The organism is Dactylosporangium sp. CS-033363 (assembly GCF_050942475.1).
GTDB lineage: Bacteria > Actinomycetota > Actinomycetes > Mycobacteriales > Micromonosporaceae > Dactylosporangium.
The window spans coordinates 10,484,675-10,508,117 of the sequence record NZ_CP192032.1 but is presented as its reverse complement, the minus strand read 5'-3'; the positions used below and the strand labels follow the sequence as shown (position 1 = coordinate 10,508,117).

General features: G+C 71.9%; 20 protein-coding genes and 2 pseudogenes. 14 read left to right on the top strand and 8 right to left on the bottom strand.

The features are described from left to right. Positions 1 to 154 precede the first annotated feature (154 nt). Positions 155 to 1,330 carry an APC family permease gene (locus ACQPZ4_RS48490; protein ID WP_433067060.1) on the top strand — a complete coding sequence of 392 codons (1,176 nt, stop codon included), beginning with the start codon at positions 155 to 157 and terminating at the stop codon, positions 1,328 to 1,330. On the opposite strand, the gene ACQPZ4_RS48485 is transcribed toward ACQPZ4_RS48490, so the two are convergent. Together ACQPZ4_RS48485 and ACQPZ4_RS48480 are read right to left on the bottom strand one after the other, a co-directional pair. Next, positions 1,307 to 2,008, bottom strand: coding sequence for an ABC transporter permease (locus ACQPZ4_RS48485; protein WP_433052714.1), 702 nt, complete (start codon positions 2,006 to 2,008; stop codon positions 1,307 to 1,309). The two genes, ACQPZ4_RS48490 and ACQPZ4_RS48485, sit on opposite strands and share 24 nt — an antisense overlap. Further along, positions 2,005 to 2,835 (bottom strand): ABC transporter ATP-binding protein, encoded by an 831-nt coding sequence (locus tag ACQPZ4_RS48480; protein WP_433052711.1) that lies wholly within the window; start codon positions 2,833 to 2,835, stop codon positions 2,005 to 2,007. The genes ACQPZ4_RS48485 and ACQPZ4_RS48480 overlap by 4 nt, the downstream gene beginning before the upstream one ends. A gap of 61 nt (positions 2,836 to 2,896) precedes the next feature. Here ACQPZ4_RS48480 and ACQPZ4_RS48475 point away from each other — a divergent pair, with 61 nt between their 5' ends. The 5 genes and pseudogenes from ACQPZ4_RS48475 (at position 2,897) to ACQPZ4_RS48455 (ending at position 8,569) form a co-directional block, all read left to right on the top strand. Continuing rightward, the gene (locus ACQPZ4_RS48475) at positions 2,897 to 3,739 is read left to right on the top strand and encodes a MarR family transcriptional regulator (RefSeq protein ID WP_433052708.1); all 843 of its coding nucleotides are present in this window, start codon (positions 2,897 to 2,899) and stop codon (positions 3,737 to 3,739) included. A 52-nt stretch (positions 3,740 to 3,791) separates the two neighbouring features. Then, entirely contained in the window at positions 3,792 to 6,512 is a 2,721-nt protein-coding gene (locus tag ACQPZ4_RS48470; RefSeq protein ID WP_433052705.1) for a lamin tail domain-containing protein, read from the top strand. Positions 6,513 to 6,982: 470 nt separating this feature from the next. Beyond that, positions 6,983 to 7,482: pseudogene (locus tag ACQPZ4_RS48465) on the top strand (integrase core domain-containing protein); the annotation flags it as partial. Positions 7,483 to 7,521: 39 nt separating this feature from the next. Beyond that, positions 7,522 to 8,142: pseudogene (locus ACQPZ4_RS48460) on the top strand (DedA family protein); the annotation flags it as partial. A 232-nt stretch (positions 8,143 to 8,374) separates the two neighbouring features. Beyond that, positions 8,375 to 8,569: a CsbD family protein gene (locus ACQPZ4_RS48455; RefSeq protein WP_433052702.1), complete on the top strand. Its 195-nt coding sequence runs from the start codon at positions 8,375 to 8,377 to the stop codon at positions 8,567 to 8,569. Positions 8,570 to 8,624: 55 nt separating this feature from the next. Here the strand turns inward: ACQPZ4_RS48455 and ACQPZ4_RS48450 are convergent, their stop codons facing one another. The 5 genes from ACQPZ4_RS48450 to ACQPZ4_RS48430 all read right to left on the bottom strand — a co-directional run bounded on the left by ACQPZ4_RS48450 (position 8,625) and on the right by ACQPZ4_RS48430 (position 12,925). After that, entirely contained in the window at positions 8,625 to 9,044 is a 420-nt protein-coding gene (locus tag ACQPZ4_RS48450) for an SPW repeat domain-containing protein (RefSeq protein ID WP_433052699.1), read from the bottom strand. Between the two features lie 36 nt (positions 9,045 to 9,080). Beyond that, positions 9,081 to 10,691: a glycoside hydrolase family 10 protein gene (locus ACQPZ4_RS48445; protein WP_433052696.1), complete on the bottom strand. Its 1,611-nt coding sequence runs from the start codon at positions 10,689 to 10,691 to the stop codon at positions 9,081 to 9,083. 57 nt (positions 10,692 to 10,748) lie between these two features. Further along, entirely contained in the window at positions 10,749 to 11,945 is a 1,197-nt protein-coding gene (locus ACQPZ4_RS48440) for a DUF4407 domain-containing protein (protein ID WP_433052693.1), read from the bottom strand. Between the two features lie 58 nt (positions 11,946 to 12,003). Then, entirely contained in the window at positions 12,004 to 12,495 is a 492-nt protein-coding gene (locus ACQPZ4_RS48435) for a GNAT family N-acetyltransferase (protein ID WP_433052690.1), read from the bottom strand. A gap of 148 nt (positions 12,496 to 12,643) precedes the next feature. Continuing rightward, positions 12,644 to 12,925, bottom strand: coding sequence for a hypothetical protein (locus ACQPZ4_RS48430; protein WP_433052687.1), 282 nt, complete (start codon positions 12,923 to 12,925; stop codon positions 12,644 to 12,646). A gap of 334 nt (positions 12,926 to 13,259) precedes the next feature. Here ACQPZ4_RS48430 and ACQPZ4_RS48425 point away from each other — a divergent pair, with 334 nt between their 5' ends. The 7 genes from ACQPZ4_RS48425 to ACQPZ4_RS48395 all read left to right on the top strand — a co-directional run bounded on the left by ACQPZ4_RS48425 (position 13,260) and on the right by ACQPZ4_RS48395 (position 22,215). Further along, positions 13,260 to 14,300 carry a helix-turn-helix transcriptional regulator gene (locus tag ACQPZ4_RS48425; RefSeq protein WP_433052684.1) on the top strand — a complete coding sequence of 347 codons (1,041 nt, stop codon included), beginning with the start codon at positions 13,260 to 13,262 and terminating at the stop codon, positions 14,298 to 14,300. Positions 14,301 to 14,391: 91 nt separating this feature from the next. Further along, positions 14,392 to 15,534, top strand: coding sequence for a hypothetical protein (locus tag ACQPZ4_RS48420; protein WP_433052681.1), 1,143 nt, complete (start codon positions 14,392 to 14,394; stop codon positions 15,532 to 15,534). A gap of 57 nt (positions 15,535 to 15,591) precedes the next feature. Continuing rightward, entirely contained in the window at positions 15,592 to 17,061 is a 1,470-nt protein-coding gene (locus ACQPZ4_RS48415; protein ID WP_433052678.1) for a glutamate-cysteine ligase family protein, read from the top strand. Then, positions 17,055 to 17,774 (top strand): enoyl-CoA hydratase/isomerase family protein, encoded by a 720-nt coding sequence (locus ACQPZ4_RS48410; protein ID WP_433052675.1) that lies wholly within the window; start codon positions 17,055 to 17,057, stop codon positions 17,772 to 17,774. Before ACQPZ4_RS48415 ends, ACQPZ4_RS48410 begins: the two co-directional genes overlap by 7 nt. 63 nt (positions 17,775 to 17,837) lie before the next feature. Beyond that, a complete protein-coding gene (locus tag ACQPZ4_RS48405; RefSeq protein WP_433052672.1) occupies positions 17,838 to 19,766 on the top strand; it encodes an ArnT family glycosyltransferase in 1,929 nt (642 codons plus the stop codon). Between the two features lie 110 nt (positions 19,767 to 19,876). Further along, positions 19,877 to 21,094, top strand: a complete 1,218-nt coding sequence (locus ACQPZ4_RS48400) for a glycosyltransferase (RefSeq protein WP_433052669.1) — start codon at positions 19,877 to 19,879, stop codon at positions 21,092 to 21,094. Positions 21,095 to 21,165: 71 nt separating this feature from the next. After that, the gene (locus ACQPZ4_RS48395) at positions 21,166 to 22,215 is read left to right on the top strand and encodes a hypothetical protein (RefSeq protein ID WP_433052667.1); all 1,050 of its coding nucleotides are present in this window, start codon (positions 21,166 to 21,168) and stop codon (positions 22,213 to 22,215) included. Positions 22,216 to 22,287: 72 nt separating this feature from the next. Here the strand turns inward: ACQPZ4_RS48395 and ACQPZ4_RS48390 are convergent, their stop codons facing one another. Beyond that, a complete protein-coding gene (locus tag ACQPZ4_RS48390; RefSeq protein WP_433052664.1) occupies positions 22,288 to 22,794 on the bottom strand; it encodes a PaaI family thioesterase in 507 nt (168 codons plus the stop codon). 71 nt (positions 22,795 to 22,865) lie between these two features. Here ACQPZ4_RS48390 and ACQPZ4_RS48385 point away from each other — a divergent pair, with 71 nt between their 5' ends. Continuing rightward, the gene (locus ACQPZ4_RS48385; protein ID WP_433052661.1) at positions 22,866 to 23,351 is read left to right on the top strand and encodes a winged helix-turn-helix transcriptional regulator; all 486 of its coding nucleotides are present in this window, start codon (positions 22,866 to 22,868) and stop codon (positions 23,349 to 23,351) included. Positions 23,352 to 23,443 lie beyond the last annotated feature (92 nt).

Here is a 23,443-nt window from a genome sequence, read left to right as displayed (position 1 = left end):
GGCGGCCGTCGATGCCCCAGCCTGCTGGACGGAGTCTTCGGGGTAGGGCGGGCCCCACCGCGAATCCTCATGCGGGCACCATTGCGGCGTGACGAACCCGAGACTGGCCCGGAGATTGAGCACCCTCGACGCGGTCGTCGTCGGGCTCGGGGCGATGATCGGCGCGGGCGTGTTCGCGGCGTTCGCGCCGGCCGCGCGGGCCGTGGACGCGCGGGGCGGGCTGCTGTTCGCCGCGCTCGGCCTGGCCGCGCTGGTCGCGTACTGCAACGCCGCCTCCTCCGCCCGCCTCGCCGCGCTGTACCCGGAGTCCGGCGGCACCTACGTCTACGGCCGCCGCCGGCTCGGCGACTTCTGGGGCTTCCTGGCCGGCTGGGGGTTCGTGGCCGGCAAGACCGCCTCGTGCGCGGCGATGGCGCTCACCGTCGGGGCGTACGCGTTCCCCGGCCACGCCCGCCTGATCGCCGTCGCCGCGGTCGGCGCGGTCACGCTGCTGAACCTGTTCGGCGTGCAGAAGTCGGCGCTCGCCACCCGGGTCATCGTCGCCGTGGTGCTGGCCGTGCTCGCCGTCGCCGTGGTCGTCGCGCTGCTCGGGCCGGCCGCCGTCCCGCCGCCCTCGACCCTCATGCCGCAGCGGCCGCTCGGCGTGCTGGAGGCGGCCGCCCTGCTGTTCTTCGCGTTCGCCGGCTACGCGCGCATCGCCACGCTGGGCGAGGAGGTCGCGGACCCGGCGCGGACCATTCCGCGGGCCGTGTTCATCGCCCTGGCCGTGACCCTGCTCGTGTACCTCGCGGTCGCCGTCGCCCTCCTGCACGCCCTCGGCCCGGCGCGGCTCGCCTCGTCCACGGCGCCGATCGCCGACGCGGTCGCCGCGGCCGGGGCCGGCGCCCTGGGCCCGGTGGTGCGCGCGGGCGCGGCGGTGGCCGCGCTCGGCTCGCTGCTGGCGCTTGTCCTCGGCGTCTCCCGGACCACCCTCGCGATGGCCCGGGACCGCCACCTGCCCGGCTTCCTGGCCGCCGTGCACCCGCAGCGGCAGGTCCCGCACCGGGCCGAGGTGGCGGTCGGGCTGGTCGTCATGGTGCTGGTGGCGCTGCTCGACCTGCGGGGCGCGATCGGCTTCTCGTCGTTCGGCGTCCTCGTGTACTACGCCATCGCCAACGCGTCCGCGCTCACGCTCCGGGTCGCCGTGGTCCCGATCGTGGGCCTGGCCGGCTGCCTGGTGCTCGCGGTCGCCTTGCCTGTTTCGTCGGTACTGCCTGGGCTCGCGCTCTTCGCGGTAGGCGCTCTGGTCTGGGTGATCCGCCGCAAGTCACGGGGTCAGGCTGCGGCGTAGCACGAGCGGGGCCAGCACCAGGCCGCCGACCGCCCAGGCACCCAGGACGGCGACGATCCCGGCGGTCGCACCCGGCGCCTGGAGGAACGCGGCGCGCATGCCGAGGCCCATCCAGTACACCGGGAAGGCTTGTGCGGTTGCTTGAACCCAGCCGGGCAGCACGGTGACCGGATAGAAGATGCCCGAGATGCCGATGACGGCCAGGACCGGCAGCGTGAGCAGGCCCTGCCCGCGGGCGGTCGGGAACAGCGTGCCGAGGATCGCGCCGAGCGGGAGGGTGGCGAGCAGTCCGAGCGCGAGCACCCAGGCGATCCGATCAAAAGCGACATTTGACACTTTTGTTATAAAAATTCCGGGAATGACGAAGATGGCCAGGTCGATGAGCACGGTGGCCGCCACCGAGATGACCTTGCCCGCCAGGTAGGCCCGCACGCCGTCCGGTGTCGCGCGGGCGCGCAGCAGGGTGCCGTCCTCGCGGTCGGCCGTCAGGTGCTGGCTCATGGTCACCATGGCCATCGCGGCGTTCATGCCCAGGATCGACGGCAACAGCTCCGCGCGGTCGCGCAGGAACCACAGCGTGACCAGCATCAGCGCCGGCCAGAAGCAGTGGTTGAACAGGTCGCCGGGGGTGGTCAGCGACTGCCGCAGCTCGATCCGCGCGCGCTCCCAGGCCCTCATCGCGCCACCAGCCCGACGTAGGTGTGCTCCAGCGAGGAGCGGCGGATCTCCAGGTCGGCGACCGCCTCGCCGTGCGCGCCGAACAGCTCGTAGGCGAAGCGGGTCGAGTCGGGCGTCGTCTCGGCGTACTGTCGCCCGCCGATCCGCCAGCGCACCTCGTCCGGGCCGGCGAGCTCGGCCGCGGTCCCGTCGGCGATCACCCGCCCGCCGTCCAGGATCACGATGTGCCCGGCCAGGTGCTCGGCCTCGTGCAGGTCGTGGGTCGTGAGCAGGACCGCGGTGCCCTCCTCGGCGACCAGCCGCTCGACCAGCCCGTGGAACTCGCGGCGGGCCAGCACGTCGAGGCCCGCCGTCGGCTCGTCGAGGAACAGCACCTCCGGCCGTCCGACGATGCCCAGGGCCAGGTCGAGGCGGCGCCGCTGGCCGCCGGAGAGGGTGCCGATCCGCTGCCGCGCCTGGTCCGCCAGCCCGACCTGGGCGACGAGGGCGTCCGGGTCCCAGGCGCGGCCGGGGTAGTACCGGGCCTGGTGGGCGAGGAGCTCCCGGACCCGCCACTTCGCGTGGTCGCGCCAGGACTGCAGCACGATCCCGACCCGGGCCCGCCACCGCTCGTCGCCGCGGGCCGGGTCCACGCCGAGGACGGCCGCGCGGCCGCCGGTGCGGGCGCGGAAGCCCTCGAGGATCTCGATGGTGGTGCTCTTCCCGGCGCCGTTGGGCCCGAGCAGCGCGAGCACCTCGCCGGGCCGGCCCCGGAAGCTCACGCCCTGCAGGACGTCGCGGTCGCCGCCGTACCGCATCCGCAGTTCGTCGACCTCGAAAGTTTCCATATTCGGAAACGTAGAGCGTTTGGCGCTCAAAATTGCCATGGCTTATGCAACGATGCGTTTCGTGGCAGGAGCGCGACTCACCCCCGAGGACCGCGAGCAGATCGCGGCCGGGCTGGCCGAGCGGCTGGACTACGCGGAGATCGCCCGGCGGCTGGGCCGGCCGACCTCGACGGTCTCCCGCGAGGTCGCCCGGAACCTGCGCCGCGGCACCTACGCGCCCCGGCCGCTGCCGTCCGCGCCGGTCGGCGTCCCCGACTTCGACGAGCGATTCACCGCGCTGATGGTGGAGTCGGGGCTGTCGCGCATGGCGTCCCGGCTGCTGACCGCGCTCGTCACCACCGACGCCGGCACCCTGACCGCGGCCGAGCTGGTGGCCCGCCTGCGGGTGAGCCCGGCCTCGGTGTCGAAGGCGGTCGCCTACCTGGAGGCCCTGTCGATCGTGCGGCGGGAGCGGGTGGCGGGGCGGCGGGAGCGGTACGTGATCGACGACGACGTCTGGCTGCGCACCTGGCAGACCAGCGCCGACCAGCACGCCCGCTGGGGCGCGGCGGCTCGCGCGGGCGCCTTGGAATACGGCGGCGCGGCCGGGGCCCGGCTGGAGCGCATGGGGCAGTTCTTCGAGAAGCTGAGCCAGACCATGGCCCACGACTACGACCCGGCGGTGGCCGAGGACATGCTGACGGTGATCGCGGCCCTGGTCCATGCTTCTGCGCCGCGCTCCTCGGTGGAGTTGGCCGCCGCCCTGGGCTGGCCGGTGGAACGGGTGTCCGCGGCCCTCGCCCTGGCGGAGCGGCCAGGCTTCGCTGACCCGGTGGCTCCTTTGATAGGGCCGGACGGGCGGTATATCGCCGTCGCGAATACCGATCGGCTCACGCCCGACCAGCGTGCGGCCCTGCGCAGCTAGCCGTTCGCAGAGTGTTCACGCCGGCTTCGCCACGATGGCCGACGCTGCGCAGGTGCGCACCAAAATCCTCTTGCTCGCCGCCGCGGCGCCGCTGCTGATCGTCGGGCTGGGCGTGACCGCGGCCCAGGCGGCCGACGCGCCGGCCATCCACATCAACGAGGTCGAGTCCAACGGCGGCACCCCGGGCGACTGGGTCGAGCTGACCAACACCGGCTCCGCCGTGGTGGACCTGTCCGGCTGGATCGTCAAGGACAGCGACGACACCCACGTCTACACGATCGCCGCCGGCACCACGATCGCCCCGGGCGCCTTCCTGCCGGTCGACGTGGAGACCTCCTACGGCCTCGGCGCGGCGGACTCCGCGCGGCTGTTCCTGCCGGACGGCACGACGCTCGTCGACTCCTACTCGTGGACGGCGCACGCGGCCACCACGTACGGCCGCTGCCCCGACGGCACCGGCGAGTTCAAGACGACCACGACGTCGACGCGCGGGGCGGCGAACGACTGCCGGGAGCCGGGCGTGGCGACCGTGCGCATCAACGAGGTCGAGTCCAACGGCGGCACCCCCGGCGACTGGATCGAGCTGACCAACACCGGACCGGCGGCCGTCGACGTGTCCGGTTGGACGCTCAAGGACAACGACGACAGCCACGTGTACACCATCGGCTCCGGCACTGCACTCGCCGGCGGCGGCTTCCTGGCACTGGACGTCGACCCGGTCTTCGGCCTGGGCAGCGCCGACTCCGCGCGGCTGTTCACCGCGAGCGGCGCCCTGGTCGACTCGTACTCCTGGACGGCGCACGCGGCCACGACGTACGGCCGCTGCCCGGACGGCACCGGCGAGTTCACCACCACGACGGTCGGCACCAAGGGCGCGGCCAACGCGTGCCCCGGCCAGACCCCCGCGTCCCCGTGGCCGGGCGGCACCGCGATCACGACCGTCGACGGCGCCAACGTCCTCGGCGGCAACATGAGCGGCCTCGCTTACCAAAAAGACGAGTTGTGGGCGGTCAAGAACGGCCCCGGCACGTTGTACCGCCTGAGCTTCGACGGCACGCAGTGGAACCCGGCCGCCACGTACCCCCTGCACTACCCGAGCACCGGCACCGGTGACCCGGACGCCGAGGGCGTGACGCTCGCCAACGGCGCCGTCTACATCTCCACCGAGCGGGACAACAGCAACTCCGGCGTGAGCCGCCCGGCCGTCGAGCGCTTCGACGTCGCCGCGGGCGCGATCACCAAGGAGTGGGTGCTGACCGCGGACCTGCCGCCGGTCGCCGCCAACAGCGGGCTCGAGGGCATCGCGTTCGTGCCGGACGGGTACCTCACCGCGAAGGGCTTCCGCGACGAGCACACCGGCGCGGCGTACGACCCGGCCACCTACCCGAACCACGGGGGCGGGCTGTTCCTCGTCGGGCTCGAGGCCAACGGCACCATCTACGCCTATGCGCTGTCCGACGACGGCTCGTTCACCCGGGTCGCCACCATCGCGAGCGGCTTCGTTTCGGTGATGGATCTGCAGTACGAGCCGGAGACCGGCCCGATCTGGGCCGCCTGCGACGACACCTGCGGCGGCCGCACGGCCACCCTGGACGTCGACGCGTCGGGCAAGCTCGCGGTCACCAAGGTGTACGAGCGCCCGGCGGGCATGCCGAACTACAACAACGAGGGCTTCGCGGTCGCCCCCCAGTCCGAGTGCGTCGCCGGCCAGAAGCGCGTCTGGTGGTCGGACGACACCAACGACGAGGGCCACGCGCTGCGGGCCGGCACCATCACCTGCACCGTCCCCGACGCCGACGCCGACGGCATCCAGGACGCGGTCGACCCGCACCCCACGGTCCCGGGCGACGACTTCACCGGCGGCGCGGTCCTGAACCGCGGCGGCCGTACGCTGACGGTCGAGCCGGGCCTGAAGTTCACGGTCGGCGCGGGCACCTCGCCGCTGCAGGTCCGCCTGGACGGCAGCACGTCGACGATCGCCCTCGGCACCGGCGTCTACACCCTGTCGGGCGGCCTCTTTTCCGGCGGCGTCGCGACCCTGTCCGGCGAGCCGGCCGTGGTGACGGTGACCCTCAAGTCCCAGCCGATCCTGCTCACCGTGGCGGCCGGCGGCTCGGTCACCTACACCGACGCCCTGACGGGAATCGTTTCCAAGGGCCCCGTTTCGGTACGGTCGGCAAGCCAGCCCGCCGACGCCTGCACCGGCATCGCGGTCCAGAACGTCCTCATCGGCGCAACGGGCAACGAGCGCCTGACCGGCACCGCGGGCAACGACCTGATCCTCGGCCGCGGCGGCAACGACGTGGTCGACGGCAACGGCGGAACCGACTGCATCACGACGGGCCCCGGCAACGACACCATCACCGTCGGCGACGGCAACGACTGGGTGGACGCCGGCGGCGGCAACAACGTCATCACCGCAGGTGGGGGCAACAACGTCATTTCGGCCGCCTCGGGTAACGACACCATCACGACCGGCCCGGGCAACGACACAATCACCGCGGGCGGCGGCAACAATGTGATCCGGGCCGGCGATGGCGACAACACCATCGCGTCAGAGTCCGGCAACGACACCATCACCACAGGCAGCGGCAACGACACCGTGAACGCCGGCAACGGCAACAACACGGTGACGACCGCCGCCGGCGACGACACCATCACCACGGGCAGCGGCAACGACACCGTGGACTGCGGCACGGGCACCGACACGGCAAACCCGGGCCGCGGCAACAACACCAATTCCGGCGCGCGCTGCGAGGTCTTCACGGCCTGAGTACACGCGCCCGACATAGAGGAACGGCCCTCAGCCCCATCACGGGGCCGGGGGCCGTTTCGTCACAACGGCCCCACCGAATCGACAGCCACCCCGACGCCGGCCTCGTTCGAACGGCAGCTCGGCGCCTGGAGCTCAACCACCTACGGCGACGCCCACACCGAACTCACGCTGCCTGCGGCCTTGAGCATCCGCATCCACGGCCGCTGCCGGGCATCCACCATCACGTCCTGGGACCTGGTGGCATTCGACTCGACCTCCGCGTCTCCCGCACCGACCGCCGGCCCGTGAGTTCTCGCGTTCACCGCCGGGCGACCATCACGCCCAACCCGGCGCACAGACTCACCGCCAGCACCGTGGCAACCACCGCCACGACGAGCGCCGGCACGACCGTCAACGCGCGGCGCTCGACCGCTGCAGCGGCCGGGCGACGCTTCACCGAACCGGAGGTCACTATGGCCCACCGTCATGCCCGGCTGACTGTGCACGGCCGGCGACTGCTCATCCAGCGTGTCGACGACCACACCCGCCTCGCCTACGCCGAAATCCACCCCGACGAACGCAGCACCACCTGCGCCGGCTTCCTGCGCCGGGCCGCCGCCCACGTCGCCGCCCTTGGCGTCACCGCATCGAACGGGTCATGACCGACAACGCCCTGGCCTACCGCCGCGGCCACGCCTGGCGCGACGCCCGCATCGACCCCGCCGCCGAACCCCGCTGCACCCGCCCACATCGACCACAAACCAACGCCAAAGCCGAACGCTTCAACCGCACCATGACCGACGAATGGGCCTACGCACGCCCCTACACCAGCAACCAAGACCGCGCCGACGCCCTACCCGCATGGCTGCACACCCACAATCACCACCGATCACACACCGCGCTCGGAGGCCGGCCACCCATCAGCCGCGTCAACAACGGTCCTGGCCACTACACCCAGGCGCCGAACGGGACCTCTTCGGACACATAGTCGACGCCGCCACCACCGCCAGGGCGGCGTGGAATCCGAATGCTGGCCCGGGCATTCGTTCGCGGCGCTCAGGACGGCGTTGGTCCAGAAGCAGCCGCCGATGCTGGTGGGGAGAACGGCGCGATGGACTGCCCCGTACCTCGGCGGCGACATTCGGGCCGTCGCGCAAGCGGTCCGAAACGACCCGTACGGGTAGGGGAAACCCCCCGAACGATCGGCGGGTTGGCACCGCTGATTCCGCGGCCCCCGGGCGGCAGGCTCAAGAGCATGGAAGCGATGGCCGGCTGGGCGTACCTGGTGATCTTCGTGTTGTTGGTGCTGGACTGCCTGATTCCCGCGGTCCCGGCGGAGACGAGCGTGATCGCCGGGGGAGCGCTGGCCGCGAACGGCCACCTCCACGTGGGGATTGTGCTGCTCGCGTCGGCGACGGCGGTGTTCGTGGGCGACGTGCTCATGCACGAGGTGGCCCGGCGTGGCGGCCGGAGGTTCGTCGAGCGGTTCCTGCGCGGCGAGCGGTACGCCAAAGCCGTCGGCTGGGTGGCCCGCCTGCTCGATCGGCACGGTGGCGCCATCGTCGCCGGTGGGCGGTTCGTTCCGCTCGGACGGACCACCGTCGCCCTGGTCAGCGGGTACGCCCAGTTCCCCCGCAACCGCCTGCTCCCCGCCTTCGCGGTCGGGGCGATCCTGTGGAGCCTCTACGTGGTCGGGCTCGGCTACCTGGGCGGGAACGTGTTCACCGACAACCCGCTCGCCGCGGCCGGGCTGGGGATTGCGCTCTCGTTCGTGCTCACCGGTGTGACGACCGCCGCGCGGCAGTTGCGTTTGCGGGGCGGAAAGCCGGGCAACCTGCTTAGTGCAAGGCGAAAGACCAAATACGTGGAAGGGATGTGCGATGAGTTTCACGGACAAGGTCGAGCACAAGGCCGAAGAGCTCAAGGGTGCCGCCAAGGAGAAGTACGGCGACGCCACCGACAACGAGCGTCTGCAGGCCGAGGGCGCCGCTGAGCGCGCCGCCGCGAAGGCCAAGCAGGCCGGGGATCACGTGAAGGACGCCGGGCACGACGTGGCCGACGTGTTTGATCGCTGACCCCACACAAAGCGACGGATTTCGGGCCGCCCCGTATTGGGGCGGCCCGCCTGCGTCACCGGGAACGTTCCTCCGGGCCCAGGGCCGCACAGGTGAGGATCAGAATGCCCACGGCGACGTCGTTCGCGGTCGAGGCGGTCCAGCCGTACTGCAGCACCAGCGGGGCGACGAGCAGCCAGCCGGCCAGGCCGCCGATGATCGGGGTGAAGCCGGCCGCGCTCGGTTGCAGCAGGCGGATGATGGTCACGACGGCGAGCGCGATCCCGGTGACCGCGTCGCTCCAGAACGCGTCGTAGCGGCCCTCGCCGATGTACCCGAACGGCACCGACGAGACTACCAGCCACACCGCGGCCAGGAACACGATGGTCAGCGGGAGCCGGCGGGCGTTCGTGGCGGCGGCCGGGGGCTCATCGGAAAATGAGGGGCGCACGTGCGCGGGCGTGGTGAAGTCCTGGTCCGAGATGAAGCTCGTCATGGGCCGAAGCCTCGGTAAATCCCGGATGAGCGGGGATCACCCAGACGGAGCGCTTTCGTTCCAGGACCGGTCCAGCTCGGTGACGCAGTAGGTGCCCTTGGGGCCGGTGAAGTCGCCGTCGCCGCCGCGGCGGGTGGCGACGAGCCTGGCGGCGCCGCCGTCGACGCGGTAGACGGCCGACGAGACGCCCTTGCCCTTCCAGGTCAGCTTCACGCCGCCGCCGCTGGGTTCGGTGTTCAGCGTCGGGGCGGCGGGGGCGGTGTTGGGCAGCCACGACATCACCGGCGGGAGTGCCGGAGAACCATAGAAGTCGCTCGTGTACTTCGTGACGGACCCAAGGGCATCCGCGCGCAGGTTCTTGGCACTGAAGTGGACGCTGCCGGTGACCTGCGGATACTTGCGGTTCAGGGCCAGCTGGCGGTCGAGTTCGCCGGGATCGGACCACGGGCCCGACTGGCCGGCGCGGTAGTCGGCCTGCCCGACGTACAGCTGAACCCTGGTCTTTTTGACGACGTCGACCCACCAGGGCACGAGCTTGGCGTAGTCGGCGACCTCGAAGCCGATGTTCCAGTACAGCTGCGGCACGATGTAGTCGAGCCACTGCTGCTGCACCCACAGGCGGGTGTCGGCGTAGATCTCGTCGTAGCTCTGCAGGCCGCGGGTCGGGGAGCCGGCCGGGTCGGTGGCGTCGTTGCGCCAGATGCCGAACGGGCTGATCCCGAACTTCACCCACGGCTTGATCTTCTTGATCCGCTCGCTCATCTCCTTGACCAGGAGATTCACGTTGTCGCGGCGCCAGTCGGCCAGGCTCTTGCCGGCGCCGTAGGTCCGGTACGCCGCGCCGTCCGGGTAGTCCTGCTTGGCCACCGGGTACTGGTAGAAGAAGTCGTCGAAGTGCACCCCGTCGACGTCGTACTTCTGCACCGCCTCCAGCATCGAGTCCTCGACGAACTTGCGCGCCTCCGGGATGCCCGGGTTGAAGTGCAGGCGGCTGCCGGTGGTGCCCTCCGACGGGTAGACCACGGCCCACTCCGGGTGCTTGCGCAGCGGGTGGTCGGGCGCGAGCGCGTTGATGTCCGGTCCGGCCCCGGCGGGCGCGGGCTGGCTGCCCCGGTACGGGTTGAACCAGGCGTGGAACTCCAGGTTGCGCCGGTGGGTCTCGTCGATCATCCACTGCATGAGGTCGAAGCCGGGGCCCTGGCCGCGCACGCCGGTGATCCACTCGGACCAGGGCGCGTACTCCGAGGGCCACAGCGCGTCCCCGCTCGGCCGCACGTGCACGAAGACCGCGTTGAGGTTGCGCTGCACGGCGAGGTCCAGCCAGCCCAGGTACTCCTGCTTGATCTGGTCCGCGGGCAGCCCCGGCCGGCTCGGCCAGTCGATGTTCTCGACCGTGGTGATCCAGACGCCGCGCAGCTCGCGGGGCGCGCTCAGCGGGGCGCCGCCGCAGCGGGCCGCGCGCGGGTCGGCGGCCCGGTCGGCCCGCTCGCCGCCGCGGTCGATCCGGTCGACGTCGGGGGAGTTGGCCGAGGCGTTGATGGACTTGTCCCACACCATGCGGGCCACCCCGACCCCGCCGACGAGGACCAGCACGATGCCGATGACGAGCGGCAGCACCGACGTGCGTTGAGGCAGGCGGGTCTGCACCGGCCCACTATGCACGGGCCACCCGGGGCGAAAGCAAGACATCGGGCAAGATCTGCCCTAACGGACCAGTCGGCTCTGGTCCTCGAGCTCGGCTACCAGGCGCTCCGTCGCGCGGCTGACCGCGGCGTCCATGAGGCGGCGCTCGGCCACCACGGTCTCCAGGCCGTCCCCGGCCAGGGTCTGGGCCTGGGCCGTGACCTGCAGTTCCTGCTCGTGCCGCCGGGTCTCGGAGAGCTCCCGGCGCCGGGCCTCGCGGGCCTCGGTGCGCTCGTAGCCGTTGCCGTGCGAGACGAGCTTGAGCCAGACCGCGGCGCAGTCCAGGCAGACCAGCAGGGCCGCCACCCCCAGGTAGAAGAAGCCGAAGCCCCAGAAGTCGCTGGTCACCAGGTGCCACATGGCGGTCGTGCGGGCCCCGAAGCCGGCTCCGGCCTCGACCGAGGCGCGGTTGTCGGCGCGCTGCTCGGCGATCTGGGCCAGCAGCGACGTGATCTGGTCCGCCCGGGACGTGCGGCCGGGATCCTGGGCCGTGCGCAGGGCGGCCGCCTCGCCGTCCAGCCGGGTGGCCTCGTCCATGAGCGCGCGGGACTGCTGCACGAGGGTGTCGCAGTAGCCGCCGGCCGGGCAGCCGGCCCGGCGTGAGACGCCGTCGCCACCGGAGTCGGCCAGTGCCTGGTCGTAGACGGCGGCGGACTCCTTGCGCTTGTCCGCGGCGAGTCTGTGCAGGTCGGCCACGGCCGCGTCGTCGGCCGCGTCCTCGGCCCGCAGGCCGCCGACCTGCTTCTGGAACGCCGCGATGGCACCGCTCTGCTCAAGCTGGATGAGCTGGCCGTTGTGCACCGTGCCGAGGTAGGCGTCGATTTCGCCCTTGTACCGCGCCAGCATGAGTGGCTCGGTGATGACCACGGCGAACAGCAGGGCCAGCAGGATCCGCCCGGCGTACAGCCCGAAGGTCCGCCGCTTCAGCAGGTGGTGCGGGTCGGCCGAGTCGAGCTGCTCGAAGTTGACCGCGACCCGCCCGACGACGGCCCGGTCGTAGGCGATCACGGCCAGCGCGACCGGCGGCCCGACCAGCCACTGCCACCAGGGATGGGCGTAGTTGGTGGAGGCGTCGACGAAGCTCGCGGCGCCGACGATCGCGTACACGCCGTACAGCACGATGAAGATGCCGATCGAGCCGTAGAGGGCCCGGTCGGTGTGGGTGCGCACGCCGGCGGGATTCACGTTCGCGATCCTCAGCAGCACGCTTCCCGCCATGGGAGCGACGGTACGCGAGGATAAGTCGCATTTGTGGGTGTTCCCGGAAACGCCGTTCCTACTTGGCTCCGGCGGCGAGCGCGGCCGCCGGGGTCCGCACGTGCACCGGCAGCGGCTTGACCATGATCAGGCAGCGCTCGGTGCTGAACGTCTTGCGGCCCTCGTCGTCGTAGTCGATGACCATGGCGTTGACCTCGCCGTGCGGCCACTCCTCGTACCCGCGGCCGGTGTACATCCGGCGCGCGGCGGCATTCGTGGGCGTCACGCCGAGCGCGATGCCGGCCCGGCCGCGGCCGCGGGCGTAGTCCTCGGCGGCCTGCATGATCTCCGAGGCCACGCCCTGGCGGCGCCGGTCGGCGGCGACCTGCAGGTGGCTCAGGACCGGCACGTTGCGCAGCCGGGCGCGCAGCTCCCACTCCTCGGCGGGCTGCATGCGCAGGAAGGCCGCGCCGGCCACCCGCTCACCGGCCGGGGCCACGAACAGCACGCCGAGCTGCGGCTGGCGGGCGATGCGCTCCGCGAAGTACCGCTCCTGATGGAATGCGCGCACTAAGGCCGGAAGATCGGCGGGAACCGCCGGACGAACCTCTGGCACCGTTGTCGAGCTCCTTTGGCCGACGGGGGAATGCGGGGCGGGGACGGCGCCCCTGAAAAGGCTCCGTCCCCGGTTGTCTGTGTGCTAAACCCGGCTGAAGGGCTCACCCCGCGCCGGAGTGGATCACGGTGTACAGCGTGACGAACATTACGGGACACAGGACCGCTATCCACAGCCAACCCCGCACGACATTGTCGCGTGCCTCGCGTTTGACCTCGCGGTGATATGGCGTCGGGGTCGCCTCCGGATGCCGGTACGTGTTGACCGAGCGGCCCAGCCAGCCGACCACCACCGCGAAGGTGACGAGCACGGCGAAGAACAGGGCCATGACATTCGCATCGGGACTGTGATGTACGGATGAACCGGAAACCAATACCATGGGCATCGGTACGTCCTTTTACTGGCGTGACAGGGCTACCGAAATTGGGGCGGCCCGGCGGCAACCGGGCACGCCCCGTCTTGCGTTTCGCGGTGGACCGGTCCGGAGGACATCGCTCCGACCCCCCTCGTTTCAGTCATCGGGACTGAATTTCAGCGATGCCCTGAAGTCCTACCGCTCTTACGTCGATGAGCCTATTGTTTCAGCACGTCCTGAAACAATGTGAGCGCTCAAGAGCGGCACAATGCCGACGTAGCAGCAGATCGCGGCGAGGATCGACGATCCTCACGGTCGGCCCGGGCACTTCGGGCCCCGCTGAAATCGGCTGAAGGGGGGAGCGGTGACCGATCCGGACATCCTCGCGCACGCGCTGCGGGCGCTCCGCGCCGACGCCCGGCTGCACGATCGGCCCGACGGCAAGGTGAGCCAGGGCGACCTCGCGCGCGTCTTCGGCGTCAGCGTGCCGTCCATCTCGTCGTGGGAGAAGCGGGCCGACGCCAAGCGGCCGCCGGACGTACATCTGGACAAGTACGCGCGCCTGTTCGCCACGCCCCGCTCGTTCGCCGGCGGCGGCCCGGTGCTCTTCGAGGTCGAGCAGCTCACGGCCGAGGAGCGGGTCGGCTACGACGAGCTCAAGCGCGCGTTCGGGATGGAGTCCGAGCCGCTCAACCCGCTCAGGTTCCCGCCCGGCGAGCCGCTCACCGTGGTCTGCGCCGAGCTGCCCGAGCAGCTGCAGGCGGCCCGGGAGTACGCCGACCCGCTCGCCCCGGACCACGTCGAGCTCTACAGCTACGCCGACCCGGACGCCCTCTTCGAGCTCTACAGCTACCTGCGCCAGGTGAACCCCAACAACCGGATCCGCTACAAGCTCGTCACCCGGCTCGACCGCGACGACTTCCACACCCACCTGCTGCTGCTCGGCGGGGTGGACTGGAACAACCTCACCCGGGAGACGTACGACCTGCTCGACATCCCGGTCCGCCAGGTCGGCCGGGAGGGCATCGAGGCCGGCGCGTTCGAGGTCCGCGACGCCGACGGCACGGGCCGCACGCTGGTGCCGGTGCTCAAGGAGGAGGACGGCCGGCTCACGCTGCGCGAGGACGTGGCCCACCTCTGGCGCGCCCCGAACCCCTACGGCCGGGACGGCTCCACGGTGACGATCTTCAACGGGGTGTACGGCCGCGGCACCTACGGCATCGTGCGGGCGCTCACCGACGTCGACTGGCGCGAGCGCAACTTCCGTTACCTGGAGCGCCGCTTCGCCGGGGCGGCCTCGTTCAGCCTGGTCTCGCGGGTGCGGATCGTCACCGGGATCGTCACGGTGCCCGACTGGACCGATCCGAACATCCGACTGCACGAATGGCCGACCGACTCCGGCTGAGCAGCGGCGACACGCCGGGCGCGCGGGCCGTTAGAGTACTCGTCACACGATCGGGGAGTGCGGGGAGGCATCGCGTGGAGTCGGCAGCTTCATGACCTCCGCGGAGCCGCATCACCACTCCTCCCACCGACAGCTGCTCCGGCCCGATCGCGCCGGCCCCGGCAGCCTCGACGCGATCATCGTGCCCACCAACCGGCCGGTGAGCTTCATCAGCGCCGCCATGCGCCTGGCCGGCGAGCTGGACTGCCTGCTGCTGGTGCTGTGCAGCCGGTGGAGCACGGCCAGCCTGGTGATCAACGAGGCCGAGCGGGCGGGCGTGCGGGCCGTGGCCGTGGACGTGCCGCCGCGGGCCCGGCTGCCCCGCCCGGGCGCGGACGCGCTGCTCGCCGGCCGGGGCGCCGCACCGCGCAGCGGCAGCACCGCCGGGCCGCGCGCCTGGCGCCGCCGCGGTCTGCCGTTCCGCAGCCGGACCGACACCAGCATGAAGCGCAACGTCGGGCTCGCGGTCGCGCACATGATGCCGGGCTGGCGGGCGGTGCTGTTCCTCGACGACGACGTCGCCGTGTCGGCCGAGGACGTGCGCGGGGCGGCCGGGCTGCTCGGCGAGTACGACGCCGTGGGCCTGGAGAACACCGGCTACCCCGACAACTCCGTGGTCTGCCACGCCAACCGCGCGGTCGGCGCCGTGCAGGACACCTTCATCGGCGGCGGGGCGCTGCTGGTGCCGACGAGCAGCCGCTCGTACTTCCCCAACGTGTACAACGAGGACTGGTTCTTCCTCTTCGAGCACATCCGGCAGCGCCGCGTCGCCGTGACCGGCCTGGCCGACCAGAAGGCCTACGACCCGTTCGACGGCCCGGGCCGCGCCCGCCGCCAGGAGTTCGGCGACTGCCTCGCCGAGGGCGTGTTCGAGCTGCTCGACGACGGCCGCGACCTCGCCGACGCCGGGCACGGCTTCTGGAGCGACTACCTGGACCGGCGGGGCGCGTTCATCGACGGGATCACGGCCCGGCTGCCGCTGGACGCCGAGGGCGCCAAGATGCGCCGCGCGCTGCGGGCGGCCCAGGAGAGCCGGGAGAAGATCACCCCGCAGCTGTGCGTGGACTACCTCGCCGCCTGGCAGCGCGACCGGCAGGCGTGGGACGACTTCCTGGCCGGATTGCCCAAGTTGAGTGACGTCCATGCGGCCCTGCGGCATCTCAGTCTTCGGCCGACGGGCGGCGGACAGGAGTAAAAGTCCACGGTTCGTGGTATGCCAGATGCACGGTTCTCCCGGCGGAGGTGGCATCCCATGGGCAAGGACGTCGAATCGACGGTGTTCAGCCGGGAAGACCGGATGCGGTACCGCGACAAGGTGCGCCGCTGCCTGGACGCCTTCGCGCGGATGCTCGCCGAGGACCCGTTCGAGGCCGGCGACGGCATGAGCGGCCTGGAGATCGAGCTCAACCTGGTCGACGAGAACTACGACCCGGCGCTGCGCAACCAGCGGGTCCTCGACGCGCTCGCGGACCCGGCCTTCGTCACCGAGCTCGGCCAGTTCAACATCGAGATCAACGTCCCGCCGCAGCGGCTGGCCGGCGACGGCCTGGCCCGCTTCGAGGCGCAGGTGCGGGAGAGCCTCAACGCGGCCGAGGAGCACGCGGCCCAGGTCGACACCCGGCTGGCGATGATCGGCATCCTGCCCACCCTGCGCCGCGACCTGCTGACCCCGGACGTGCTGTCGGCCAACCCGCGGTACGCGCTGCTGAACGAGCAGATCTTCGCGGTCCGCGGCGAGGACCTCATGATCGCCATCGACGGCGTCGAGCGGCTGCACGTGCGCTGCGACTCGATCGCGCCCGAGGCGGCCTGCACCAGCGTGCAGTTCCACCTGCAGGTGCTGCCGCAGCAGTTCGCGGCGTACTGGAACGCGGCCCAGGCGATCGCCTCCGTGCAGGTGGCGCTGGGGGCCAACGCGCCGTACCTGTTCGGCCAGGAGCTGTGGCGCGAGACCCGCATCCCGCTGTTCGAGCAGGCCACCGACACCCGCGCCGAGGAGCTCAAGAGCCAGGGCGTGCGGCCCCGGGTCTGGTTCGGCGAGCGCTGGATCACCTCGATCTTCGACCTGTTCGAGGAGAACGTCCGGTACTTCCCCTCCCTGCTGCCGATCTGCGAGGACGAGGACCCGATCGACGTGCTCGACCGCGGCGAGGCACCCCGGCTGGGCGAGCTCAAGCTGCACAACGGCACCATCTACCGCTGGAACCGGCCCATCTACGACGTCGTGGACGGCAAGCCGCACGTGCGGGTGGAGAACCGGGTGCTGCCGGCCGGGCCGACCGTCGTGGACAGCATGGCCAACGCCGCCTTCTACTTCGGCCTGGTGCACCGCCTGGCCGGGCAGGACCGTCCGGTGTGGACGCAGATGTCGTTCGGCGCGGCCGAGGAGAACTTCCACACCGCCGCCCGGCACGGCATCGAGGCCTCGGTGTTCTGGCCCGGCCTGGGCACGCTGCCGGTGACCGAGCTCGTGCTGCGCCGGCTGCTGCCGCTGGCCTACGAGGGCCTCGACGAGTGGGGCGTCGACCCCGGGCACCGCGACCGGCTGCTGGGCATCATCGAGCACCGCTGCCTGTCCCAGCGCAACGGCGCCGCCTGGCTGGTCGAGGCCGCCCACGCGATCGACGGCAGCGGCCCGGTGCAGCGCGACGACACCATGCGCAAGCTGCTCGCGGAGTACCTTCCGAGGATGCACTCGAACGTCCCCGTCCACGAATGGTGACCGGCGAGCTTCTGCTCACGCAGGACGGCCCGCTCGCCACGCTCGTCATCACCAACCCGGCCAAGCGCAACGCGATGACCGCCGCCATGTGGGGCGCCCTGCCCGGCATGCTCGACGCCCTGGCCAAGGACCCCGGCGTGCGGGTGCTCGTGGTGGCCGGGGCCGGCGGGACGTTCTGCGCGGGCGCCGACATCACCGAGGCCGCGGCGATCGCCCGGTCCGGCGACGACAGCCTCGCGGTCGCGGCCGAGCGCGCCCTGGCCGAGTTCCCGCGGCCGGTCATCGCCCGCATCGACGGCTTCTGCGTCGGCGGCGGCTGCCAGCTGGCCGTCGCCTGCGACCTGCGGGTCGCGGGGGAGTCGGCCCGCTTCGGGATCACCCCGGCCAAGCTCGGCATCGTCTACCCGCCGTCCACCACCCGCCGGCTGGCCTCGCTGGTCGGGCCGGCCAAGGCGAAGCTGCTCCTGTACACCGCTGAGCTCTTCCCGGCCGCGGAGGCGCTTCGGATGGGCCTGGTCGACGTCCTGGTCCCGGACGGCGACCTGGCGGCGACGGTGGACGACCTGGCCGCGACGATCGCCGCCCGGTCGGAGCTCACCCTGCGGGCCGCGAAGGCCGTGCTGGGGGACCTCCCCGTGCCGCCGCAGGACGAGGCGGCCATGGCCGAGGGCATCGCCGCCTTCAGGGAACGCCGCAATCCGAGCTGGGACTGACTCACAGCTCGCGCACAGCCTGTCCGCACGGGGCCGGAAGGCTGCGGCCGCACCGTGATCGTCATGACCACCACGCTGACCCCTCCGGCCGCGCCCCCCGCGCCCGCCGAGACCCGGGCGCGGGCCGGCGATCCCGTCTGGGTGCGGCCCTCGCTCGTCCTGCTGCTGCTCGCCACCGGTGTGCTGTACCTGTGGAACCTCAGCGCCTCCGGCTGGGGCAACGCGTTCTACGCGGCCGCGGCCCAGGCGGGCGGCGAGAGCTGGAAGGCGTGGTTCTTCGGCTCGTCCGACGCCTCGAACTTCATCACGGTCGACAAGACGCCGGCCGCGCTGTGGATCACCGGCCTGTCGACGCGGCTGTTCGGGCTCAGCTCGTGGAGCGTCCTGGCCCCGCAGGCGCTGATCGGGGTCGCGACCGTCTGGCTCCTGTACGTCACGGTCCGCCGCTGGCACGGCCCGGCCGCCGGCCTGCTCGCCGGCGCGGTGCTCGCCAGCACCCCGGTGGCGACCCTGATGTTCCGGTTCAACAACCCCGACGCGCTGCTCATGCTGCTGCTCGTGGCCGGCGTCTACGGCGTGCTACGGGCCCTGGAGCGGGGCAGCACCTGGTGGCTGGTCTTCGCGGGCTCCGCGATCGGCTTCGGCTACCTCACCAAGATGCTGCAGGCGCTGCTGGTGGTGCCGGCGTTCGGGCTGGCGTACCTGCTCTTCGCCCCGACCGGCTGGGGCCGCCGGCTGGTGCAGCTGCTCGCGGCGGGCGCGGCGGTCATCGTCTCGGCCGGCTGGTGGGTGGCGGCCGTCTCGCTGACCCCGGCGTCCTGGCGGCCCTACGTCGGCGGCTCGCAGACCAACTCGATCCTCGAGCTCACCCTCGGGTACAACGGCTTCGGCCGGCTGACGGGCGACGAGACCGGCAGCGTCGGCGGCGGGGGCGGCGGCTGGGGCGAGACCGGCTGGTCGCGGATGCTCGACGGGCAGACCGGCGGCCAGGCCTCCTGGCTGCTGCCGGCGGCGCTCATCCTGACCGTGGCCGGCCTGATCTGGTCCTCGCGCAAGGCCGCCTACGTCCTGTGGGGCGGCTGGCTGGTCACCACCGTGGTTGTCTTCAGCTACATGCAGGGCATCTTCCACGACTACTACACGGTGGCCCTGGCCCCGGCGATCGGCGCGCTGGTCGGCATGGGCGCGGCGACCCTGTGGCGGCGCCGGACCGACCTCTACGCCCTGCTGGTCCTCGGCGGCGCGGTCGCGGTCACCGCGGTCTGGTCCTACATCCTGCTCGACCGGGCCACCGACTTCCACCCGTGGCTGAAGGTCGCCGTGCTCGTCACCGGCGCCCTGGGCGCGGCCGGCCTCCTGCTCGGCCAGCAGCTGGGCCGCAACCTGCGGCTGGCCGCGGCGGCGCTGGCCCTGTTCGCGGTGCTGGGCGGCCCGGTCGCCTACTCCCTGAACACGGCCGCGACGGCGCACACCGGCTCGATCGTCACCGCCGGCCCCGCGGTCGCGGGCGGCAACGGCTTCGGCGGCGGCGGTGGCGGCTTCCGCGGCGGTGCCGGGGGCGGTGGCGCGAACTTCGGCGGCGGCGGCTTCGGCGGCGGCACCCGGACCGGCGGCGGTGGTGGCGGCATGGGCGGCCTGCTCAACGCCACGACGCCGAGCAGTGAGGTGGTGGCGGCGCTGCGGGCCGGCGCTTCGCAGTACACCTGGGTGGCGGCGGCGGTCGGGTCCAACAACGCCTCCGGCTACCAGCTGGCGACCGAGCTGCCGGTGATGGCGATCGGCGGCTTCAACGGCAGCGACCCGGCGCCGAGCCTGGCCCAGTTCCAGCAGTACGTGCAGGAGGGGAAGATCCACTACTTCATCGGCGGCTCGGGCCTCGGCGGGCAGAGCAACGGCGGCAGCAGCGTGAGCGCCGAGATCGCCGCCTGGGTGCAGGCCAACTTCACGGCCACCACGGTCGGCAACACGACCCTGTACGACCTGACCAGCTGACCTTTTGCGCAACGCGAACGGCCCCGCCCCGGCGGGGCCGTTTCCGCGTTCACAGCCCGGTCACAGGCTTGCCGGACCTTGCCGGAAGGTCGCGGGCCGAATCTTTCGGCATGAGCACAGAGACGCTTCCTCGCGCGGTCGGCGCGGGCGCCCGGAACGCCGGCGCCGTCCTCGACGTCGTCATTCCGGTCTACAACGAGGAGGCGGATCTGGGGCCGTGCGTGCGACGGCTGCACGCGTACCTCAGGGAGAGCTTCCCGTACCCGTTCCGGATCACGGTCGCCGACAATGCGAGCACGGACGGTACCCCCGAGGTGGCCAAGGCGCTCGGCGTCGAGCTGGACGGGGTCGAGGTGCTGCGGCTGGCCGAGAAGGGCCGAGGGCGCGCGCTGAAGCGGGCGTGGACGGCGTCGGACGCGCCGGTGCTCGCGTACATGGACGTCGACCTGAGCACCGACCTCAACGCGCTGCTGCCGCTGGTCGCGCCGCTGCTGTCCGGGCACTCCGACGTCTCCATCGGCAGCCGGCTGGCCCGCGGGTCGCGGGTCGTGCGCGGGCCGAAGCGCGAGTTCATCTCCCGCTCGTACAACCGGATCCTGCGCACGACGCTCAGCGCGAACTTCTCCGACGCCCAGTGCGGCTTCAAGGCCATCCGCCGCGACGTCGCCGAGCAGCTGCTGCCGCTGGTCGAGGACACCGGCTGGTTCTTCGACACCGAGCTGCTGGTGCTGGCCCAGCGGGCCGGGCTGCGCATCCACGAGGTGCCGGTGGACTGGATCGACGACCCGGACAGCCGGGTCGACATCGTGGCGACCGCCGTGGCCGACCTGAAGGGCATCGCCCGCCTGGGCCGGGCCCTGGTCACCGGCAAGGTCCCGGTGGCCGCACTGCGCAGCCGGCTCGGCCGCGCGCCGCTGGTGGAGGGCGTGCCGGCGGGCCTGCTGCCGCAGCTGCTGCGGTTCGGGGCGATCGGCGTCCTCTCCACGGTGGCCTTCCTCGGCCTGTACGCGCTGCTGCGGCCCGAGATCGGCGCCCAGGCCGCGAACTTCGTGGCGCTGCTGACGACCGCGATCGCGAACACCGCGCTGAACCGCCGGTTGACGTTCGCGATCAGGGGCGGCGACGGCGCGGTACGGCATCAGCTTCAGGGTCTGTTGCTCTTCGCCCTTGGCCTGGCGCTCAACGCGGCGGCGCTGGCCGGGCTCGACGCCGCCGCGCCGGTGCACAGCCACGCGGCCGAGCTGGGGGTCCTGCTGTTCGCCAACGCGGTCACGACGCTGCTGCGGTTCGTCCTCATGCGGGTCTGGGTCTTCCGAAAGGACATTTAGGTCAAGTCTGACACGCGGGAGTCGCCCGTACGATACCGTCAAATGTGGTGAAAGCGGGATTTCTTCATGAAGTGCGCGACGGCGTCACGCCGCGCGCGGGTGCGCTGGTCCTCGCGGTCCTGGCCCTGCAGCTGGCGTTCATCGCGAGCTACATCGGGGCCTTCCACGAGCCGACCCCGCACCGGATTCCTGTGGCCGTCGCGGCGCCCCCGGAGGCCCTCGACGACCTGGTCGGCAAGCTCGACCGGCTGCCCGGCGAGCCGCTGGACGCGCGCCCCGCGTTCAGCGAGGACGCCGCACGCCGGATGATCGACCAGCGCGAGGTGTACGGGGCGTTCGTCGTCTCCAACACCGACGCCACCGACCGGCTCATCGTCGCCAGCGCCGCCGGCGCGAGCGTGGCCACCGTCCTGGAGCAGATCTTCACCCCGCTCGAGGACGCCCAGGAGCGCGCGTTCACCACCGAGGACGCCCACCCGGCGCTGCTCGGCGACGCGCGCGGCCTGTCGGGCTTCTACCTCGCGCTGGGGTGGGTCGTCGGCGGGTACCTCGTCGCGCTCGCGGTCAGCATGAGCAAGGGCGCCCGGCCGGCCAACCCGCACCGGGCCCTGATCCGCCTGCTGTCCCTGGCCGTCTACTCGGCCGTCTCGGGCGTGGGCGGCGCGCTCATCGCGGGCTCCCTGTTCGGCGCGCTGGGCGGCCACCTCGCGCAGCTGTGGTGGTTCGGCGCGCTGCTGGTCTTCGCGTCGGGCTGCTGCACGATGGCCCTGCAGGCGGCGTTCGGTTTCGTCGGTACCGGCCTCACGGTGCTGCTCTTCGTCGTGCTGGGCAATCCGAGCGCGGGCGGGGCGTACGCGGCGCCGCTCCTGCCACCCTTCTGGCGGGCGATCGGCCAGTGGCTGCCCCCGGGCCTGGGCACGGAGGCGATCCGCGGCATCGTGTACTTCTCCGGCGCCGGCGTCCAGCGCGCGGCGATCGTGCTCGGTGGCTACGCACTGTTCGGCCTGATCGGAACGCTCCTGGTGGCCCAGATCGCGCAGCCGCGCCAGGTCGTGATCACTCCGGGGCAGTCGCTGGTGCCTATGGGCGCTCGCGAAGCGGTGCCTTCGGCGCGTAGTTAGTGCCGATATGTCGGGCATCGTTCCTCAGCCCGACATATCGGATTTATACCTTATTTCCGGTCAACATCTCCGCTAGTCGATATCGAACAGCATGCATGTCGACGTGGCGTGGGCGACCAGTGCGCCGCGGGCGTCGGTGATCCGGGCCTCGGCCAGGGCGGTCCGCCGGCCCTTCGACACCACGGTCCCCTCGCAGGTCAGCGTGCCCGAGGCGATCGACGCCGGGCGCAGGAACCTGGAGTTGAGGTCCAGCGTCGTGTACCCCACGCCGGCCGGAAGCGTCGAGTGCACCGCGCACCCCGTGGCGGTGTCGAGCAGCGTCGCGAGCACCCCGCCGTGCACGGTGCCGAGGGGGTTGTAGTGGTACTCCCGCGGCTCCAGCGTGACCCGCACGCGCCCCTCCTCGGCCTCGATCCGCCCGGTGCCGAGCAGGTGCGTGATCGGCGGGGCCGGCAGCTCGCCCCGGCTGATCGCCCGCAGCAGCTCCAGCCCGCTGACCCGGCCGAGCTGTTCGGCGTTGAGCATCGGGTCGGACCAGGAGAACGTGCGGGTGCGGAGGTCGCCCTCGGTCTGCGTCATGGACCCAGCCTCGCGGGGCGGGCTGGATCTGTCAACAAGACTCAGCCCGGCAAAAGGGTTAGCCTGAGCGCATGAGACCGAAGGCCCTCGAGTTCTCCGTCGACAACTGCACCATCGGGCGCGCGATGGCGATCCTCGGCGAGCGGTGGACCATCGTCGTCCTGCGGGAGGTCTTCAACGGCATCTTCCGCTTCGACGACATGCGGGTCCGCACCGGCATCCCCCGCCAGGTGCTCACCAACCGGCTCGGCGTACTCGTGGACAACGGGATCCTGCGCCGCGTGCCCTACCGCGAGCCGGGGGCGCGGGCTCGCGACGAGTACAAGCTCACGGAGAAGGGTTTCGATCTCTACCCGATGTTCGTGGCCCTGCGCGAGTGGGGCGACCGCTACCTCGCCGACCCCGGCGGCCCGCCCCTGGAGACGGTGCACCGCGGCTGCGGCGCCCACGTGCACGCCGAGCTCGTCTGTGACGAGGGGCATGCCGGGATCGCGCCCCGCGACGTCGTCCCGCAGGCCGGCCCGGGTGCGATCCGGCGGGTACCGGCTGAGGTTTAGTGCTGTGCGTCACCGAGCGTGAGCGAAGTACGACCGATCTGGTGACAACGTCCCGTTACGAACTGCCCAACCATGGATCACGGCGAGTCATC